General features: G+C 63.3%; 17 protein-coding genes. 5 read left to right on the top strand and 12 right to left on the bottom strand.

Translation table 11 applies throughout. From position 1 onward, the window contains the following. Position 1: 1 nt before the first annotated feature. Positions 2-1375, top strand: coding sequence for a M20 family metallopeptidase (locus CIW50_RS13675; protein ID WP_149531796.1), 1374 nt, complete (start codon positions 2-4; stop codon positions 1373-1375). 210 nt (positions 1376-1585) lie between these two features. Here CIW50_RS13675 and CIW50_RS13670 read toward each other — a convergent pair whose 3' ends face one another. After that, entirely contained in the window at positions 1586-2443 is an 858-nt protein-coding gene (locus CIW50_RS13670) for a VOC family protein (RefSeq protein ID WP_149531795.1), read from the bottom strand. A gap of 123 nt (positions 2444-2566) precedes the next feature. Between CIW50_RS13670 and CIW50_RS13665 the strand changes: the two genes are divergently transcribed. Then, positions 2567-3871, top strand: coding sequence for an NAD(P)/FAD-dependent oxidoreductase (locus CIW50_RS13665; RefSeq protein WP_149531794.1), 1305 nt, complete (start codon positions 2567-2569; stop codon positions 3869-3871). Here CIW50_RS13665 and CIW50_RS13660 read toward each other — a convergent pair. The 4 genes from CIW50_RS13660 to CIW50_RS13645 are packed head-to-tail and all read right to left on the bottom strand — an operon-like array spanning position 3868 to position 8948. Beyond that, complete coding sequence (locus tag CIW50_RS13660) at positions 3868-5502, bottom strand: ABC transporter ATP-binding protein (protein WP_149531793.1); 1635 nt, start codon at positions 5500-5502, stop codon at positions 3868-3870. The genes CIW50_RS13665 and CIW50_RS13660 overlap by 4 nt on opposite strands. After that, complete coding sequence (locus tag CIW50_RS13655) at positions 5499-6329, bottom strand: ABC transporter permease (RefSeq protein WP_068738869.1); 831 nt, start codon at positions 6327-6329, stop codon at positions 5499-5501. The genes CIW50_RS13660 and CIW50_RS13655 overlap by 4 nt, the downstream gene beginning before the upstream one ends. A gap of 3 nt (positions 6330-6332) precedes the next feature. Beyond that, positions 6333-7310 carry an ABC transporter permease gene (locus CIW50_RS13650; RefSeq protein WP_149531792.1) on the bottom strand — a complete coding sequence of 326 codons (978 nt, stop codon included), beginning with the start codon at positions 7308-7310 and terminating at the stop codon, positions 6333-6335. 24 nt (positions 7311-7334) lie between these two features. Next, positions 7335-8948: an ABC transporter substrate-binding protein gene (locus CIW50_RS13645; RefSeq protein ID WP_149531791.1), complete on the bottom strand. Its 1614-nt coding sequence runs from the start codon at positions 8946-8948 to the stop codon at positions 7335-7337. A 301-nt stretch (positions 8949-9249) separates the two neighbouring features. Between CIW50_RS13645 and CIW50_RS13640 the strand changes: the two genes are divergently transcribed. Next, positions 9250-10179 (top strand): N-carbamoyl-D-amino-acid hydrolase, encoded by a 930-nt coding sequence (locus CIW50_RS13640; RefSeq protein ID WP_149531790.1) that lies wholly within the window; start codon positions 9250-9252, stop codon positions 10177-10179. A gap of 98 nt (positions 10180-10277) precedes the next feature. On the opposite strand, the gene CIW50_RS13635 is transcribed toward CIW50_RS13640, so the two are convergent. After that, positions 10278-10937: an aspartate/glutamate racemase family protein gene (locus tag CIW50_RS13635; RefSeq protein ID WP_172980321.1), complete on the bottom strand. Its 660-nt coding sequence runs from the start codon at positions 10935-10937 to the stop codon at positions 10278-10280. 87 nt (positions 10938-11024) lie between these two features. Between CIW50_RS13635 and hydA the strand changes: the two genes are divergently transcribed. Together hydA and CIW50_RS13625 are read left to right on the top strand one after the other, a co-directional pair. Then, positions 11025-12491 (top strand): dihydropyrimidinase, encoded by a 1467-nt coding sequence (gene hydA, locus CIW50_RS13630; RefSeq protein WP_149531789.1) that lies wholly within the window; start codon positions 11025-11027, stop codon positions 12489-12491. Continuing rightward, entirely contained in the window at positions 12491-13606 is a 1116-nt protein-coding gene (locus tag CIW50_RS13625; protein ID WP_149531788.1) for a DSD1 family PLP-dependent enzyme, read from the top strand. The genes hydA and CIW50_RS13625 overlap by 1 nt, the downstream gene beginning before the upstream one ends. 188 nt (positions 13607-13794) lie before the next feature. Here the strand turns inward: CIW50_RS13625 and CIW50_RS13620 are convergent, their stop codons facing one another. From CIW50_RS13620 to CIW50_RS13595, 6 genes are all read right to left on the bottom strand, one after another. Continuing rightward, positions 13795-14502 carry an ABC transporter ATP-binding protein gene (locus CIW50_RS13620; protein ID WP_149531787.1) on the bottom strand — a complete coding sequence of 236 codons (708 nt, stop codon included), beginning with the start codon at positions 14500-14502 and terminating at the stop codon, positions 13795-13797. Then, positions 14502-15254, bottom strand: a complete 753-nt coding sequence (locus tag CIW50_RS13615) for an ABC transporter ATP-binding protein (RefSeq protein ID WP_149531786.1) — start codon at positions 15252-15254, stop codon at positions 14502-14504. Before CIW50_RS13615 ends, CIW50_RS13620 begins: the two co-directional genes overlap by 1 nt. Next, positions 15251-16087 carry a branched-chain amino acid ABC transporter permease gene (locus CIW50_RS13610; RefSeq protein WP_149531785.1) on the bottom strand — a complete coding sequence of 279 codons (837 nt, stop codon included), beginning with the start codon at positions 16085-16087 and terminating at the stop codon, positions 15251-15253. Before CIW50_RS13610 ends, CIW50_RS13615 begins: the two co-directional genes overlap by 4 nt. Beyond that, positions 16087-16959: a branched-chain amino acid ABC transporter permease gene (locus tag CIW50_RS13605; protein ID WP_149531784.1), complete on the bottom strand. Its 873-nt coding sequence runs from the start codon at positions 16957-16959 to the stop codon at positions 16087-16089. Before CIW50_RS13605 ends, CIW50_RS13610 begins: the two co-directional genes overlap by 1 nt. Before the next feature lie 89 nt (positions 16960-17048). Continuing rightward, positions 17049-18275, bottom strand: coding sequence for an ABC transporter substrate-binding protein (locus CIW50_RS13600; protein ID WP_172980320.1), 1227 nt, complete (start codon positions 18273-18275; stop codon positions 17049-17051). A 473-nt stretch (positions 18276-18748) separates the two neighbouring features. Further along, a complete protein-coding gene (locus CIW50_RS13595; protein ID WP_172980319.1) occupies positions 18749-19420 on the bottom strand; it encodes a MarR family winged helix-turn-helix transcriptional regulator in 672 nt (223 codons plus the stop codon). Positions 19421-19429 lie beyond the last annotated feature (9 nt).

The raw sequence follows: 19429 nt of genomic DNA, 5'->3' as shown, positions 1-19429 counted from the left end.
GATGACGCGGGTCGATGCCATCGCGCGGGTCAATGCGCAATTCACCTCGGGCGACTTTCTCGCCATGCTTGATCGCATGGTGGCCTACAAGACCGAGAGCCAGAGCGACAATCGCAGCGAAGAGCTGCGCGCCTATCTCGAACAGGAGCTGACGCCGACCTTCACGGCGCTCGGTTTCACGACAAAGCTGGTCCGGTCACCGAGCGGTAAGGGGCCGTGTCTGCTCGCCGACTATCGCGAGGGCGATGATCTGCCGACCGTGCTGATGTACGGCCATGGCGATGTCGTTCCCGGCATGGAAGGCGAATGGCGCGACGGTCTCGATCCGTGGCGCTGCACGACGTCAGGCGAGCGCGTCTATGGCCGCGGCACTGCCGATAACAAGGGGCAGCATGCCATCAATATCGCCGCACTCCGCGCGGTGCATGAAGCGCGCGGCGGCAAGCTCGGCTTCAATGCAAAATTCATCATCGAGATGGGCGAGGAAATCGGCTCACCCGATCTTCCGACAATCTGCGACGCGCATCGCGACGAGCTGAAGGCCGATCTGTTTCTCGCTTCCGACGGCCCGCGTCTCTCCGCGGAACGCCCGACGATCTTCCTCGGCTGTCGCGGTGGCCGGCGTATTCATCTGGACATTGAATTGCGCGAGGGCGCGCATCATTCCGGCAACTGGGGTGGGCTGCTCGCCAATCCCGCGACCATCCTTGCTTCGGCGGTCGCGACGCTGGTCGACAAGAATGGCCGCATCCTGCTCGATGCACTGAAGCCGCCTCGCATCACCAACGCGATCCGTGCGGCGCTGGCCGATGTGATCGTCGCGCCGACTGCCGATGAGCCCTCGATCTCCGAGAGCTGGGGCGAAGACGGACTGACGCCCGCTGAACGACTCTATGCGTGGAATACGCTGGAAGTACTGGCGATCAATGCGGGCAATATCAACAATCCCGCGAATGCCATTCCGGGCAAGGCAGGCGCGGTGCTGCAGCTTCGCTTTGTCGTCGGCACCGATATTGAGAATGTCGTGCCGGCAATTGAGAAGCATTTTGCCGCCAACGGCTACCCCGATATCAAGGTGAGTCAGTCGCAATATTTCTCGGCGTCACGCACCGACATCGACAATCCGTGGGTCGGCTGGGCGGTGGAGTCCGTGCGCAAGACCACGGGCAAGGCGCCGGCGCTGTTGCCGAATTTCGGCGGTTCGCTGCCGAATGACGTGTTTACGGATATTCTCGGCCTGCCCACCGTGTGGGTGCCGCATTCCTATCCCGGCTGCTCACAGCACGCGCCCGATGAACACATTCTCCTGCCGGTGACGGAAGAAGCGCTGAACATCATGGCGGGATTGTTCTGGGATTTGGGTGAGAAGAAGTAGCGTCCCCACTCGTCATTCCGGGGCGCGTTCGGCCTTCCGAACGCGAACCCGGAATCCCGATATGTAGTCCACCTCTCCGCCACCCGGACGCACGAGGTGATGAACACATCAAGATTCCGGGTTCGGTCCCGTCGCCTCTCGGCGCCGCTCCCGCCCCGGAATAGCGAGTGTGCGGTGACGCGCATACCGAGAAAACTGCGGCGGTTCGTCTCAATCCTGCGTAAACGCCAGCAGTACACCATTGCCCTTGCTCGGCGGCACTACGACGCCGACATCGGTGCGTGCACCGGCTGACCCAACAGCCTTCTCCGCCGCAGCCACATCAGCCACGCCGAACACCAGCGCAATGCCGCCGCGTTCAGGAATGCCCGCGAGCGACGTGCCGGGGAAATGCTTCGCGAGCACGTCCTTCGTCACGAACACGAAGTCGGCGCGGCCGCCGCCCGACGGCACGGTGACGGCGCCATCGGCTTCGGTCTTCGCAGCGCCGTCGATCAGCTTCGTCATATGCTGCGCATCCTTCTCCGGCTCCGGCGTGACGATCATCACCTTCTTGATGCGCTTGGCCGTATTGGCATGCACCATCAGTTCGGGAATCCACACGGTCTCGCGGGTCTTGTGCTGGCAGGCGAAGATGCGCAGTCCACCCGGCGCTTCGGCATAAGGCCACTGATAGGTGGCGAATTTCGCTGCGCTCAACGTGCCGTCGGGCATGGTCACCGGGCGTTCGAAATCGGTTGGGCCAATCGGCGTATAGCCAAGCGCGCGGATTTCCTCGGCGCCGACGGTCGCATCCGTGGTGGTGAAAGCGATGCGTTCGATGCCTTCGCCGCGCTTGGCGAGGAAGGCCCGCGTCGGCGCGTTGTGCTCGGTCTCGTTCAGCACGCCCAGCAGCTCGAGATAATCCGGGCCGAGCATCATGGTGTAATTGCCGGAGCCCATCTTGGCGCTGTGGGTGCCCCGTGGCGACACGGTGAAGCCGAGGCTCTTCCAGTTCGCGGCAGCCGCGTCGAGGTCCTTGACGACGACCACGGCGTGGTCGATTCCAATGATGTTTTTCAGCGTCACGTGCTCATTACCTTGCAATGGATCAGGCGCGTAAACTATGCAGAATGCAGGGGTGCCGCAAGAGAACGGTTATGTTCGGTTACGTGGCGCAACGCATGATTGATGCTGCAGAAAGGCGTGACGATGGATACCGCAAATGTGCCCTGGCCGAAGTCGCTGTGGGCCGGCGTCACACCTCCCGGTCCGGAGTTGCCTGAGCTGAACGGCCCGGTCGAGGCCGATGTGGTCGTCATCGGCGCTGGTTTCACGGGGCTCTCGACAGCGCTGCATCTGCGCGAGGCCGGGGTCGATGTTGTTGTGGTCGAGGCGATGGAGCCCGGCTGGGGCGCGTCAGGGCGCAACAACGGTCAGGTGATCCCGACACTGTCGCGGCCTGATCCCGAAGATATCATCAAGCGCTATGGCGCGGCCGGCGAGCGCCTCGTCGGTCTGATCCGCGACAGCGCCTCGATCCTGTTCGATCTCACGCGGCGTTATCAGATCCAGGCCGAGGCCGAGCAGAACGGCTGGATCCAGCCGGTGCATTCGCCGGGCCGTATCAAGATCGCCGAGCGCCGTGTGCGGCAGTGGTCGAAACATGGCGCGCCGGTGGAGATGCTCTCGCGCGAACAGATGCGCACGCTGCTCGGATCGGATGCGTGGTTCGGCGGCTTCTGGAATAAAACTGGCGGCCACATCAATCCGCTGGCGCTGGCGCGCGGTCTTGCACGCGTGGTGTTGGAGCAGGGCGGCCGCATCTATGCGCGCTCGCCGGTCGAGAGCTATGAGCGCAAGGGCGATCGCTGGATCGTCAAGACGAAGAATGGGCAGGTCAGCGCGCGCAGCCTGGTCGTCGCCACCAATGCCTATACCGGCGAATTCTCCAAGCAGCTCTCCCCGGGTATCGCCAGTGAAGTCATGCCGGTGCTGTCCTGGCAGATGGCGACGCAGCCGCTATCGGACGACGCGCGCAAGACCATCATCCCCGGCCGGCAGTCGATGTCCGACACCCATGGCGAGCTGTATTTCGCGCGCTACGATGCGCGCAATCGTCTGGTCACCGGCGGCAATGTTGTCGGTCTCGGCGACAAGACCGAGCGGCTGAAAGTCATGGTCGGCGAGCGGTTGAAGCGGCTGTGGCCACAGATCGGCGATGTTAAATTCGACTATGTCTGGAATGGTTATGTCGGCATGACCACGGATTTCCTGCCGCGTATGCACAAGCTCGGGCCGAATGCTTACGGTTGGACCGGCTGCAACGGCCGCGGCGTGGCGCTGTCGGTGGCGCTTGGCGATGAACTGTCGAAGGCGGTGCGCGGTGTGCCGGAGAGTGAGTTGGCGCTGCCATTCTCTGAGCCCGTGCCGATCGCGGCCCATGGGCTGATGCGATTGCTCGCGCCGTTCATGCTGCTGGTCTATCGCCGCAGGGACGCGAAAGAGATCGCCTAAGCGGTAATCGGCTTCCGGCTGCGTGCAAAGTCGCCGCCGGGAATCGAAGCCAGCAGGGCCTTTGTATAAGCGTGCTGCGGATTGCCGAATACCTCGCCGGCCAGTCCATGCTCGACCACTTCGCCGTCCTTCATCACGGCGACGAGATCGCAGATCTGCGCGGCCACGCGCAGGTCATGGGTGATGAAGACGATCGAGAGCCCAAGCCGCTCGCGCAGCTCGTGCAGCATCTTCAGCACCTGCGCTTGCACCGAGACGTCGAGCGCAGAGACGGCTTCATCCGCCACCAGCACGTCGGGCTTCAGCGCGAGCGCACGCGCAAGACCGATGCGCTGGCGTTGGCCGCCGGAGAATTCGTGCGGGAAGCGGTCGATGGCCGAGGGATCGAGGCCGACCAGCCGAAACAGCTCCTTCGCCTGTGCCACCGCCTGCACACGCGGCGTACCGTGCACGATCGGGCCTTGCGCCACGAGATCGCCGGCCTTGCGGCGCGGGTTCAGCGAGGCGAACGGGTCCTGAAACACCATCTGGATGTGTCTGGTCTCGCGACGCACCTCGTCACGCGTGAGCTTCGCCCAGTCCTTGCCTTCCAGCACGATCGATCCCCCATCGGGATCGATCAGCCTGATGATGCAGCGGGCCAGCGTCGATTTGCCCGAACCTGACTCGCCGACAATGCCGAGCGTTGCACCGCGCGGCAGTTTCAGCGAGACGGATTTCACCGCATGGGTCACGCGCACGCCGCGGCCGAGAAAACCGCCATTGCGATAGGTCTTCGAGACATCGGCAAGATCGAGGATGATGTCATCGGACAGTGCGCGCGGCGGCGGCGCCGTCAGTGGCGGCACCGCGGCGATCAGCTGTTGCGTATAAGGGTGCTGCGGATTGGTCAGCACATCCTTCACGGCGCCCTGTTCGACCACCTTGCCGTGCTGCATCACCACCACACGATCGGCGATCTCGGCGACGACGCCGAAATCGTGGGTGATGAACAGCACCGCGGTGTTGCGGCGGCTCTGCAGCTCCTTGATCAGCTTCAGGATCTGCGCCTGCGTGGTGACGTCGAGCGCGGTGGTTGGCTCATCCGCGATCAGCAGACGTGGATCGAGAGCGAGCGCCATGGCGATCATCGCGCGCTGACGCTGTCCGCCGGAGAGTTCGTGCGGATAGGCACGTGCCGCCTGCGCGGGGTCGGGAATCCGCACGTCCTGCAGCAGCGCCAGCACGCGCGCCTTGATCTCGGATTTCGAGAGTTCGGTATGGATCTCGAACATCTCGCCGATCTGGTCGCCGATGGTGCGCAGCGGATTGAGCGCGGTCATCGGCTCCTGAAAGATCATCGCAATGCCGGCGCCGCGCACCCTGCGCATCTCGGTATTGCTGGCGCTGGCGAGATCCTTGCCTTCGAACAATACCCGGCCGCCGTCGATGGCGACTTCTCCGGGGAGCAACCGCATGATGGCGTTGGCCATCACCGACTTGCCGGAGCCGGACTCGCCGACCACGCAGACGATCTCATTGGCAGCGATCGCCATCGAGACGCCGCCAAGCGCATGCGAGCGGTCGGCGCCTTTCGGCAGCTTCACGCTGAGGCTCTCGATGGTGAGGATTGGATTGTCCACGGCGCTCATCGGCTCTTCAGTCTCGGATTGAGCGCATCGTTGAGGCCTTGGCCGACCAGCGACACCGCGAGCACCGTGAGCAGAATGGCGATGCCGGGGATCGCGGAGACGTACCACTGCACGCGCAGCACGTCGCGGCCGAGGCCGATGAGGTTGCCCCATGACGCCACATTGGGATCGGACAGGCGCAGGAAGGCGAGAGCGCTCTCCAGCAGGATCGACAGTGCCATCACCACGCTGGCATAGACAATGACCGGCGGCAGCGCATTGGGCAGGATCTCGCCCAGGATGAGCTGGATGTCCTTCATGCCCAGCGTGCGTCCGGCCTGCACGAATTCGCGGCTGCGTAGCGACATGAATTCCGCACGCGTCAGCCGCGCCGGAGCCGGCCATGAGACGATGCCGACGGCGATGGTGACGGTGGTGATGGTCGAGCCGAACACGGCGACCAGCACCAGCAGCAGCACGAAGTTGGGCAGCGTCTGGAAGGCTTCGGTGATGCGCATCAGCACCGTATCGACCCAGCCGCCGTAATAGCCGGCAAAGGCACCGATCAGCACGCCGATGACCACGGCGATCACAGTCGCCACGCCGCCGATCAACAGCGAGATACGCGCGCCGTAGAAAATCTGCGCGGCGATATCGCGGCCTGAATTGTCGGTGCCGAGCAGAAAGCGCGGATTGGAGAACGGCCAGATCAGCGGCCGTCCCGCGAGCGCGAGCGGATCGCGCGGATAGATCCAGCTCGCGGTGATCGCCATGACGATGACCACCAGCAACAGCAGCAGGCCGACCACGGCGGCCGGGCTGCGGAAATAGCGTTTCACGGCGTCCATCGCTTACGCCTCCGCCTGGATGCGCGGATCGAGCCGGGCATAGAGAAGGTCGACGAGGAAGTTGACGAGGATTACCAAAAGCGCCGAGACGAAGACGATGCCGAGCAGCGTGTTGAGATCGCGTTGCACGACGGACTCGTAGGCGAGCCGTCCGAGGCCGGGCAAGGAGAACACGCTTTCGACGACGACCGAGCCGCCGAGCATGGTGCCGGCCTGCAGCCCGATCAGCGTCACCATCGGCAGCAGCGCGTTGCGCAGCACGTGGCGGACCACCACACGGGTCTCGTCGAGACCCTTGGCGCGCGCGGTGCGGACGAAATCGAGGTTGAGCACTTCCAGCATAGAGGCGCGCATGATGCGCAGATAAATGGCGAGGAAAATCAGGCCCAGAGTCAGCGTCGGCAGGATCAGATGCAGCGCGATGTCGATGGTGCGGCCAAATCCGGTCTGCACGGCACCGATATCCTCGAAGCCGCCGGCCGGCAGCCATTGCAGGTAGATCGAGAACACCACGATGGCCATCAACCCGAACCAGAACGACGGCGTCGCGTAAAAGACGAGGCCGAGGGTGGAGATCAGCGTATCCGGCCACTTGTTGACGCCGCGGGCGGCGATGACGCCGAACAGCAGCCCGAAGAAAAACGCAAAGGACAGCGACGCGGTCATCAGCAGAATCGTCGGCGGCAATCGCTCGAGGATCACCGTGGCGACCGGTTTGCCATAGATCGAGGAGAAACCGAGATCGAGGCGGATCAGCCGCCACAGATAGTTGCCGAGCTGCATCGGGATCGAGAGATCGAGCCCGTAGAACTTGCGTAGTTCACGCGCGGTCGCGGCGTCGCCGCCGCCCATCTGCGCCATCATGGCATCGACGGTGTCTCCCGGTGCGAATTGCAGCAACAGGAACACGCCGATCAGAATTAGAAACAGGGTCGGGATCGAGGCGGCGAGCCGCCGCCCCGCAAGGCTCAGGATACGCATCTGGCTATTGTGTCGAAGTTTGGCTCAAGCGGAAAGCCAAAGATCATACCAGCTCGACGATCCCCAGCGCGGCGTGTTGGAATGGTTACGCGCCTTGGCTGTAATCACCGTGACGAATATCTGTTCGATAGGCATCCATACCGGCAGTTCGGTGTTGGCTTCCTTGACGAAGGTCGCATAGAGCGCCTTGCGCTTGACCGGATCGATCTCGGTGGCCGCATCGTCGATCACCTTGTCGATGGCGTCGTTCTTCCAGTCCCACTGGTTGGTCCAGGGAGCGCCCTTCGGCTGGCCGGAGCGATACCAGACCGTGGTCGAGACCGCAGGGTCATTGCGATACTGGTGCCAGCCGGTCGAGAGATCGAAGGCGTGGTCGTCATAGACCTGCTTCAGGAAGCCGCCGCCATCGTTGCGGACGATCTCGACGGGAATGCCGACTTCGCCCAGCGACTGCTGGATGAAGGTCGCCCACAGCGAGATGTCCTCGCCCCAGGGCGCGGGCAGCAGGCGAAGCGAGAACCGGGTGCCGCCGCTGCCTGCCTTGAAGCCGGCCTCGTCGAGCAGCGCGGCGGCCTTCTTCTTGTCATAGGGATATTGCGGCGTGTCCGGGCCCGGGTAGAAGTCGGTGGAGACCGACGGGATCGGGCCGGTGCCGAGCTTGGCGAAATCGCCGAGGAAATTCTCGATGAAGAACGGCACATTGATCGCATGAGCAATGGCGCGGCGCACGCGGATATCCGCCAGCTCCTTGCGTCGGAAATTGAATTCGATGGTGTTGGTGCGCGCGTTGCCCTCATTGCCCTTGGTGGAGACGATGAAGCGCTTGTCCTTGCTCAGCCGCGCGGTGTCCGAAATCGTCAGGCCCGTGAACGGGCTATACTGGATGTCGCCGGCTTCCATCTGGGCGGCAGCTGCCGCGCGGTCGGTCACGACCTTCCAGACGACCCGGTCGAGATAGGGTGCATTCGGGCGCCAGTAATTCTCGTTGCGATCGGCGATGATGTACTGGCCGCGTTCGTATTTGTTGAACTTGAACGGACCGGTGCCGACGGGCGCGAGATTGGTCGGGTTCTGGCGGATGTCGCTGCTGCCCTCATAGAGGTGCTTGGCGGAGATATAGCCGAGGTCCGGCAGCGCGCGCAGCAGCAGGCCGAGCGGCATCGGCCGCTCATACTTGAAAATCGCGGTCTGCGCATCGGGCGTTTCCACCGCGGTGAGGAACAGCTGCAGGGTCGATCCGTAATTCAGGATCTTCTTCCACATGTTCATGGCAGTGAACTGAACGTCAGCCGAGGTGAACGGCTTGCCGTCGTGCCAGGTCACGCCCTTGCGCAACTTGAAGGTGATGGTCTTGCCGTCCGGTGTGGATTCCCAGCTCTCCGCGAGCACGCCGACCGGCTGGCCATTGGCGTCGAGATCGACCAGCGCTTCCTGGATCTTGCCGCCGATGATGTAGACGCCGGTGGAGGCCTGAATGCTGGGGTTGAGCTGACGCTGTTCAGCACCGTAATGGACATTGAACACGCCGCCCTTCTTGGGCGATTCCTGCGCGAAGGCGCGCAGCGGGTTCGCGACATTGGCGGCAATGGCGGCGGAGGTCAGCAGCGCCGTGCGGCGCGTCATTTCCAGGCGGGTCATGGTGTCGAAGTCTCCTGCGTCGTGCCTGTGCGCACCGTCGGGGCGCGAGGTTCCGGGCAACCTACGGCACAAGGCCGGAGGGAGTCATTCTCTAATCCTCTGAGCGAGGGAGAATTCTTGCAGAACCAAGGTGTTCCCTGGCATGAATGCTGCGCCCGATTGTTAGGCAGGCAAGCTATTCGGCTAAGCAAATTCCGGGTTTATTGGGGCTTGGAACGCCTGCCCATTCGGCTCGAAGCGAGCGGCCGGACCTGATACAAGCCTCGATAGATTTTTCGACCACTCGAATCCGGATGATCCCATGCGCAAACTGACCGTCGCCGCCGCCCAGTTGGGCCCGATCCAGAAAGCCGACAGCCGCGAGGCCGTGGTCAAGCGCATGCTGGCGCTGCTGGACGAGGCCAAGGGGAAGGGCGCCGATCTCGTCGTCTATCCCGAGCTTGCGCTGACGACATTTTTTCCGCGCTGGTACATGACCGACCAGAAAGAGGTCGACACCTGGTTCGAGTCGGAGATGCCGAACGCTGCGACGCAGTCGCTGTTCGATGCCGCCGCCAAGGCCGGTATCGCGCTGTCGATCGGATACGCCGAACTGACGCCTGACGGCCATCACTTCAACACCCAAATCTTGACGGACAAGACCGGCAAGATCATCGGCAAATATCGCAAGGTGCATCTGCCCGGTCATGTGGAGTTCGATACCGAGCGTGCCTTCCAGCATCTGGAAAAGCGCTATTTCGAACCCGGCGATCTCGGCTTCCCGGTGTTTCGTGGCCTCGGCGGCATCTTCGGCATGATGGTCTGCAATGATCGTCGTTGGCCGGAATCCTATCGCGTGATGGGCCTGCAGGGTGTCGAGATGATCGTGCTCGGCTACAACACGCCGTCGGTGAATTCGCAGAAGTCGGGAGAGGGGCCGGAGCAGCGTCTGTTTCACAACCGGCTGTCGGTGCAGGCCGGCGCCTATCAGAACTCGACCTTTGTCGTCGCCGTCGCCAAGGCCGGCGATGAAGACGGTCATCCCCTGATCGGCGGTTCGCTGATCGTCGATCCCAACGGCGTCATTCTCGCCGAAGCCAAGACCGAAGGCGATGAGCTGCTGGTTTGCTCCGTCGATCTCGACGACACCAAGTTCGGCAAAGACACGATCTTCGACTTCAAGCGCCACCGGCGCATCGAGCACTATGGCCGGATCACCAGCCAGACTGGCGTGGTTCTGCCGCCGGAGTGAGCGATAAACTCGGGTGTCGTCCCCGCCGCGCACGCCTTCGGCGTGCTTGGCGGGGATGACAGCTGAGAGGGGCGCGGGCTGAGCTCCTCCGCCACTCCCTATTGAAACATCACCGTGCCGATCGCCATGCTCACCGCAGCCTGGGTCGGATCGATCACCGGAATGCCAAGCGCATCCTCGAGCGCGCTGCGATGACGCGACATGCCGGCGCAGCCCATGACGACAGCGTTGGCGCCGTCTTCGTCCTTCAACTGGCGGCCGACCTTGATCATACGCGCCAGCGTGTCGTCGCCGGAAGCCGCTTCAGCCACACTCATGTTGAGCGGTCGTTCGCCGGCGAACCGGTCCATCAGGCACATCTGGCGGAGATAACGCATGTGCCGGCCGATCGAGCCCTGCGCTACCGCGATGACGCCGAAGCGGTCGCCGCGCGACAGTGCCGTCAGCACGCCGGATTCGGCGATGCCGAAGACCGGACGCTGCGTCGCCTCGCGGCACACATGCAGGCCGGGATCGGAATAGCAGGCGATGACGAAGGCATCGGCGGAATTGTCGGCGGCCACCAGCCGGCTCAGCGGTATCGTGACGCTTTCGAGATCGGCCTGGGTCTGTACGCCCAATGGCCCTTCCGCCAGCGTGACGCATTCGATCTCGGGCCCGGCATCGAACATCACCGGTTGCAACGCCTCCGCGAGATTGCGCGTCACCTGCGGATTGCTGTTCGGATTGACCACCAAAATCTTCTTGCGGCGCTGCATGTCAGGCTCCTTGTCAGGACAGCAGTATTGCCGGAAAGTGCTGACCGTCAAAGCCTGTAAAATGTTCGAATATCTGGAGTTCTGCCCTTGTCCGATCCCGTCTACGATCTCGTGATCCGCGGTGGCACCGTCGCCACATCGAGCGATGTGTTTGCCGCCGATGTCGGTATTACCGGTGAGACCATCGTGGCACTGGGCAGCGGGCTTGCGGCCGGCAAGACGGAGATCGATGCAACAGGCAGGCTCGTATTGCCCGGCGGTGTCGATGCCCATGCCCATATCGAGCAGCTCTCCGCTGCGGGCATCATGAATGCCGACACTTTCGAGAGCGCGACGCGGTCCGCGGCCTTTGGCGGCACCACCAGCGTGATCTCCTTCGCCGCCCAGCACGTCGGCATGGATGTGCGCGAGGTTGTGACCGATTACGCGGCGTTGGCAAAGAAAGGCGCGATGATCGATTACGCCTTCCACATCATCGTCTCGGATGTGACCGACAAGGTGATCGCCGAGGATATTCCGGCTCTGGTGAAGCAGGGCCATTCCTCGATCAAGATTTTCATGACCTATGATCGTCTCAAGGTCGATGACGAGAAGCTGCTGGATATTCTTGCCGCTGCGCGTGAGGCGAAGGCGCTGGTCTGCGTTCACGCCGAAAACCACGGCATCATCGCCTGGATGGTGAAGCGCCTGATCGACAAGGGCTATACCGCGCCGAAATATCACGCCGTCAGCCATGCGCGCGTGTCGGAATCCGAAGCGTTCACGCGGCTGATCGCCTTCAGCGAATTGCTCGACCAGCCGGTGATGATCTTTCACGTCTCGACGCGCGAAGGCGCAGCCGTTATCCGCGAGGCGCGCGGCCGCGGCGTCAAGATTTTCGCCGAGACCTGTCCGCAATATCTGTTCCTGACCGCCGAGGACATGGACAAGCCCGGCGCCGAGGGCGCGAAGTGGATGTGCAGCCCGCCGGCGCGCACCACGGACGACCAGGAGGCGCTGTGGCAGGCGCTGTCCCTCGGCGATCTGCAGCTGATCTCGTCGGATCACGCGCCCTATCGCTATGACGAGACCGGCAAGCTGCGCGCCGGGCCGAACCCGACATTCAAGCAGGTCGCGAACGGTCTGCCTGGCCTTGAAGTGCGCATGCCGCTGCTGTTCGACGCGATGGTGTCGAAGGGGCGTCTTGGTCTTTCGAAATTCGTCGAGCTGACATCGACCGCGCCGGCGCAGATCTACAATCTGCCGAAGAAGGGCTCCATCGCCATCGGCAATGATGCGGACATCGCGATCTGGGATCCCACGCGCAAGGTGACGCTCTCGGATGAGATGATGCACGATCTCACCGGCTTCTCACCGTTCTCCGGTCGCACTGTCACCGGCTGGCCCGAGAAGGTGTTGTTGCGCGGCCGCGTGCTGGTCGATGGCGATACGTTCAACAGCAAACCGGGCGAGGGCCGCCTGATGCTGCGCGAAGGCGGCAAGGCCGCGACGCCGTCCGGCAAGCTCGCTGCCGAAATGGACCCGGCGAAGAATTTTGGCGCGAAGTTGCTGTGATGCCAAGCACGCTCGATCCCAATCTGCCGGGTTTCGCCGATATCCAGACGCCTGCGCTGGTGCTGGACGCCTCGGCGCTTCAGCGCAACATCACGGCCATGGCCGACTTTGCCAAAGCGAACGGCGTCGCGCTGCGCCCACATGCCAAGACGCACAAGTCGACGCGCATCGCGCAGTTGCAGATCGAAGCCGGTGCGGTGGGCATCTCCTGCGCCACGGTCGCCGAGATCGAGGCCTTTGCAGAGGCCGGCATCACCGGTCTGCTGCTAACCACGCCGGTGGCCGACCGGCCGAAGCTCGCGCGGCTCGCCGCTGTCGCCGATCAATCCGATATCAGCATCGTCGTCGATCACATCGACCAGATTCATGTGCTGCATGAACTGCTCGATGCGGGTAGCCGTCCGCTGCAGGTGCTGATCGATATCGATGTCGGTCAGCGCCGCACCGGTGTCGTCGATACGGCATCGACACTCGCGCTGGCGCAACTGATCGAAGCCACGCCGGGCATGACATTCGGCGGCATCCAGGGCTTTGCCGGTCATGTCCAGCATATGATCGATGCCGGGGAGCGCAGGGCAGGCGCTGCGCGCGTGCGCGCCATGCTCGACGACCATCTGCATGTGCTGACAGAAGCCGGCATCAAGGTGGAGATCGTCACCGGCAGCGGCACGGGCGCCTGCGCCTATGATGTCGCGGGCACCTATACGGAGTTGCAGGTCGGTTCCTACCTGTTCATGGATTCCGACTACGGCAAGTTGGAGCACGAGGGCGGTGCGCTGCCATACGATCCAAGCCTGTTCATTCTCGCGACGGTCACGTCGGTGAATCGCGCCGGCGAATTCACCGTCGATGCCGGCGTCAAGGCGATGGCCTTCAACGGCCCGGTGCCGTCGCTGATGTTGGGTGTGCCGGAAGGTTCAACCTATCGCTTCGGCGGTGACGAGCATGGCATGATCACGATGCCGGAAGGCGGCGCTGCGCCAAAGCTCGGCAGCCGCGTGCTGCTGCTCACCACGCATTGCGATCCGACGGTGAATTTGCACGCGGCGTATCATGTGGTCGGACACAACAACGGCGTCGAGACCTGGCCGGTGCTGGCGCGGTACGGGGCGTAGCGCCCCACACTCGTCGCCTCACGCTCGTCATTCCGGGGCGCGCGAAGCGCGAACCCGGAATCCCGCGGTGTTTGGCACCACAGCGTTTCAGCTAGCTCAAGATTCCCCGCCACTCCAATTGGAGTGGCTGAGGTTCGCGCGCGGCTATCGCCGCACACGCGCCGGAATGACGGGGGTGGCGCAAGGACCTAATGCGTCCCACCCAGAAACGCATCCGACACCGTCGGATCGTTGATCAGCGCCTCTGCGGTCCCTGACGTGACCACACGCCCGGTCTCCAGCAGATAAGCCCGGTCGACGATCTTCAGTGTCTGTCGCGCCTTCTGCTCCACCAGCAGCACTGTCAGGCCTTCATCGCGGAACTGGGCGATCATCTTGAACAGCGTGTCGGTCATCAGCGGTGCAAGGCCGAGCGAGGGCTCGTCGAGCAGCAACAGCTTCGGCTTCGACAGCAGCGCGCGGCCGATGGCCAGCATCTGCTGTTCGCCGCCGGACAACAGGCTCGCGAGACCGTCGCGGCGCTTGCCGAGAATCGGAAAGCGCTCGAGCATCCGGCCGACATCGGCCATCGCTTCGGCCTTGTCCGGGCGGGTGTAGATGCCCATCAGAAGATTCTCGTGCACGGTCATGCGGGCGAGAATGCCGCGGCCTTCCGGCACCAGCGCGATGCCGCGGCGCAGATTCTTCTCGGCGGTCCCCGGCGTCAGCTTCTCGCCCTCGAAGGCGATCTCGCCCTGGAACGGCAGCAGTCCCGCAATGGACCGCGCGATCGTGCTCTTGCCGGCGCCATTGGCGCCGAGCAGCGCGACGATCTCGCCTTTCTTGATCTCCAGATCGACGCCGCGCACGGCGGTGATGGCGCCGTAGCGGACTTCCAGGCCCTTGATCGTGAGCATCAGTCGTCCTTTCCGAGATAGGCGTCGAGGACGACCGGGTTGGCGCGGACTTCTTCCGGCTTGCCTTCGGCGATCAGCACGCCGAAATCGAGGACATAGAGATAATCGCAGAGTCGCATCACGAAATTCATGTCGTGTTCGATCAGGAGAATGGTGAGGCCGGTGTCGCGTAAGCGGATCATCAGCGAGCGGATTTCCTCGGCCTCGTCATGGTTCATGCCGGCGACGGGTTCATCCAGCAGCAGCAGCTTCGGCCTGGCGGTGACGGCGCGTGCCATCTCCACCTTGCGCTGGATGCCGTAGGGCAGCGATTTCGCCGGGCGATCGCGCAGTTCGGTGAGGCCGAAGAACGCCATCACTTCCTCTGCGCGTTCCTGCGCCGCCGGATTGGCCCAGGCGATCGGCAGTAGACGCCGCCATGCGCTTTCGCTATGCGGCTGCGCCACCAGCAGATGCTCCCAGACCGTCATGCTGCCGAACAGGCGGATATTCTGGAAGGTGCGGGCGATGCCCTCGCGCACGATGCGATAGGATGGCCACTGCGTAACGTCGACGCCCTTAAGTTTCACTTCGCCGGCATCGGCGCGATAGGCGCCGGTGATGGTGTTGAACAAAGTCGTCTTGCCGGCGCCGTTCGGGCCGATCACGCCGACGATCTTGCCTTCGGGCACTTCGCAGACCATGCCGGACAGGGCGTGGATGCCGCCGAAGGTCTTGGTGACGCCGGTGAGTTGAAGCAGGGGTGTGCTCATGCCGCAGCCCTCCGGAAAGTAAGCATTCGGATCAGCGAACGATCGAGAATGCCCTGACGCCGCACCAGCAGCACCAGCACCAGCAGCGAACCGAAGGCGGCGAGGCGCCAGTCGGCGATCGGGCGCAGGAATTCAGGCAGGAACACCAGCAGCAATGAGCCGACCAGCGAGCCCGGCGCGACCGTGGAGCCGCCGAGGATCACCGCGAGCACGAAGTCCACCGAACGCTCGAAACCGAAATTGGCCGGCTCGATATAGACATTGTGATGGGCGAACAGCCCGCCGGAGATCGCCGCCACTGCGGCGCCGGCTGCGAAGGCGCTGATCTTGGTGACCACGGTGTTGAGGCCGATCAGGCCGGCAGCCGTCTCGTCATCATGCACCGCCTGCATTTCCAGCCAGACGCGCGAGCGCTCCAGCAGCATCACCGCGATCAGGATGCCGCCGGCCCACAGCCAGACATAGCCAACCGAGATGTGCTGCATGCCGCGATAACCGCCGGAGCCGCCCATGGTGTCGAAGTTGAGGAAGAAACTGCGCACCATTTCGCCGAAGCCGACAGTGGCCATGGCGAGATAGATGCCTTTCAACCGCAAAGCAGGGAAGGCGACGATGGCGCCGATGATGCCGGCGGCGATCGCCGAGATCACCAGGGCCAGCGTGAGCGGCACGTTCAGCGCGACGGTGAGATATGACGACAGATACGCGCCGATTCCCATGAAGGCGCCATTGCCGAGCGAGAGCTGGCCGGTGGCGAGGATGATATAGACGCTGAGCGCGCCGAGCAGGAGGATGCCTGACTCGGCGAGCAGGCTTGCATAATAGGTCGACATCAGACGCGCTGCCCCTGATCGGATCGCGCGCCGCCGAGCAGGCCCTGCGGACGCAGCAACAAAATCAAAATCATGAAACCGTAGACGACGAAATCACGGACCTGCGAGCCGCCGTAAGCGACGGTCAGCACTTCGGCGATGCCGATCAGCGGACCTGCGACGAGCGCGCCCCAGATCTGCCGCGTGCCGCCGATCACCATCACGGCGATGGCCTTGAGGCCGATTTCGACGCCGAGATAGGGCGTGATGGCGCCGTAGTGGAGCGCGATCAGCACGCCGGCGACACCGGCCAGCGAGCCCGACAGAATGAAAGCGAGCATGGTCAGGCGGTCTGCCGAGACGCCGAGGATGCGCGCGACTTCGCGGTTCTCGGCGACGGCGCGCAGCGCGCGGCCCATCGGCGTCTTCTGCACGATGTAGGCGACGAGCGCGACCAGCACGACGGTGGCGCCGAGCACGAGCAGCTGCATCTCGCCGATATTGACGGGGCCGAGCGTATACTGGTCGCCGTAGATCGGCAGCTGCAGCGGATCCGAGCCCCAGATATTGGTGGCGATGTTCTGCAGGATGATCGAGAAGCCCAGTGTCGACAGCATCGGCGTCACCAGCGGCGCATCGCGCAGCGGCTGGTAGCCGACCTTCTCGATCACGATGGCGATCACGGCGGCGCCAGTCATGCCGGCGAGCACGGCGACGGGCAGCGGAAAGCCTGCCTGGATCAGCGTGAAGCCGAGATAGCCGCCGATCATGAACAGTTCGGCAATCGCGAGATTGAGAATGCCGAGAATGCCCATCACGAGCGAGAACGACAGTGCCAGCAGCGTATAGACCGCTCCGAGCGTGAGGCCGTTGACGAGTTGCTGTATCAGCATGGGGATTGCAATCGTTAAATCAGGTGGTCGTCATCATGACTGCGGCCGGGAGGACTTCCCGGCCGCAGCGGCGTGAATGGTGCGGAAGATCAGCAGGCCGGATGGCCGGGCGCGGAGCTGCAGCCCTTGACCTTGGTGTCCCAGGCGCCGTTCTGACCCTGCAGCACGTAGAAAGCCTTGATCGCGTCGCCATCGTCATTGAATCCGATAGGGCCGCCGAGACCGGCGAAACCTTCGAGCTTGGCGAGGTGATCGCGGATCTTGGTGCGGTCGGCTTCGAGATCGGCCGGCTTGCCGGTGACGCCGGTCTTCTTGATCGCGTCGATATACATCGAGACGATCTCGTAGATGTTGGCGTCATACATGCTGGGCTCGATGTCCTTCGGCAGGCCTGATTCCTTGCGCAGCAGCGGCGTCAGGGTGGCCGTGAATTTCTCGGGTGCCGGGCCTGTCATGGTGGCGTAGAAGGTTGCGGGCGCGATCACCGGGATTTCCGGCGCAGCCTTGAGAATCGCCGACGAGATCAACTGGGTGGCACCGACGACCGGCTTGATCAGACCCTGGCGCTTCATTTCGCGCAGCACGGTGATGGCCTGGCTGTAATCGGCGCTGACAACGACGCCGTCGGGGTTCAGGGCCTTCAGCTTGGTGACCTGTGCGGACACGTCGAGGTCGCCGGTGTTGAACGACAGCAGATCGTTCTCGTTGGCGATGATGATGTCATTGGCCTTCAGCACGGCTGGCATGATCACCTTGCCGACGGTGGAAGCCGTGGCGTCCTTGGCGTCGAAGATCACGGCGACGGTCTTGATGTTGAAGGCCTTCTTGTAGAAAGGCACAGTGGTCTTGGCGAGAACGCCTTCGTCGATGGTGTTACGGAAAGCCCATGGACGGTTGAGCTTCGCCACGCCCGGCTTCGAGGAGGCCTGCGAGGTGGAGACCACCTTCATTTCATTGGCGACCGGAAAGGTCACTTCGGCGGCGCTCGAAGTCAGCGGGCCGGCGACGGCAAGAACCTTCTCGTCGCCGGCCAACTTGCGCAGCGAGCTTGCGGCCTGCGCCGGCTTGGCGGCGTCGTCGAGGATGGTGATCTTCAGCTTCGCGCCATTGATGCCGCCGGCATCGTTGGTCTGCTGTTCCAGCATCTTCAGGGTGACGGTGTTGCTGCGGCCCCATTCGGCGAACGGGCCGCTCGACGGCACCACGGCGCCGATGGCGATCTCCTGCGCGACAGCCTGACCGCCGATCATGGCGGAGAGCGTGACGGCAGCAACTGTGCCCAATACGCGTGGCAAATTCGATTTGATCCGCGACATCGACGATCGTCCTCTTCTGTTGATGCTTTTGCTGCAGTGATCCGCAGCACAATCCAGATAAAGATTTCCATGCACGCCATGTGCCATCGCCGGCTGTGACGGCGGAATGACAGCGTTGGTCGGATCGTCCAATAAATTTCAGGCTTTGACAATCGTCATTCTGAGTATCTTTATAAAATAGTTCTCTTAAGAAGCTAATTTATGCGCCAGTCCAGCCCGGAAATGCAGCAATCTGTGGTCGGCGGGAACGCGCGCAAGCGCCTGTTTCAGGGGTGTTTGGATGTTGCGGGCGCGTCGATGCCGATTTCCGTATCGCCTTTGGGCGCGCAGCGGCTGTGCTCCCCGGTGCCGTTTTGTCGCAGCAATAGCGACGCGGGCTGTAGGATGGGTAGAGCCGTTGCGAAACGCATCTACTCCGAGCACATCCTACGATCGCCGCGGCCCGGAGGGCCGATTTGTCGTAGCGCGGGCCGTTAACCCTTCCGGGTCTTGCCGCGCTTGGCGACGGCGATAGATTGCGCCTCGGGCGACAACTGCTTCACATTGGTGTCCGCCAGATAGCGCTGCAGCGCAATGGCGCGGTCGCTGGAATCGACGAGCCGCTGCACCATGTCCAGCAACTGGTGGAATTCCCGGGTGCCGAGGCAACCGAACTGGACGTCGTTGACCTGCGCCTGCGTGGGCGCCAGTCGCTCCAGTAACTCGGCGCCATACGGCGTCACCACGAGGCTGATGCGGCGGCGGTCGCCGGTGTGCGAGGTCTTGGTGATCAGCCCCTTGGTTTCGAGCTTGTTGGTCACGGTGGTGACGAAGGCACCGCTCAGATGCAGGTGATCGGCGACGGCGCGCACATGGACGTCGCCTTGCGCCGACAGATGCCGGATCGAAATCAGGGTCGTATATTCGATGCCGGCGAGGCCGATGACGGCGGCGTGACCTTCGCGCAATGTCTGATGCCGGACCAGAAAGCCGAACAGGCTGTGGACCAGGCGGCGGAATTGCGCGTCCGAACCGTCGACCAGCAATTCGGGACGGGACACCGTGAGTGCGGCGCGGGGCGCCGGCCGGCCATTGGCAGGCTTCTTGCTAACCTCCTTGCCGGATGTCTTGGCAATTGGTGTCGAGCGCGCTGCAGATTTGGCCACGTGATGATC

The organism is Tardiphaga sp. P9-11 (genome assembly GCF_008329525.1).
In the GTDB taxonomy this organism is placed as follows: Bacteria; Pseudomonadota; Alphaproteobacteria; order Rhizobiales; family Xanthobacteraceae; genus Tardiphaga.
Note: the sequence above shows the minus strand (reverse complement) of the source record. Positions and strands in the feature narration are given on the sequence as shown.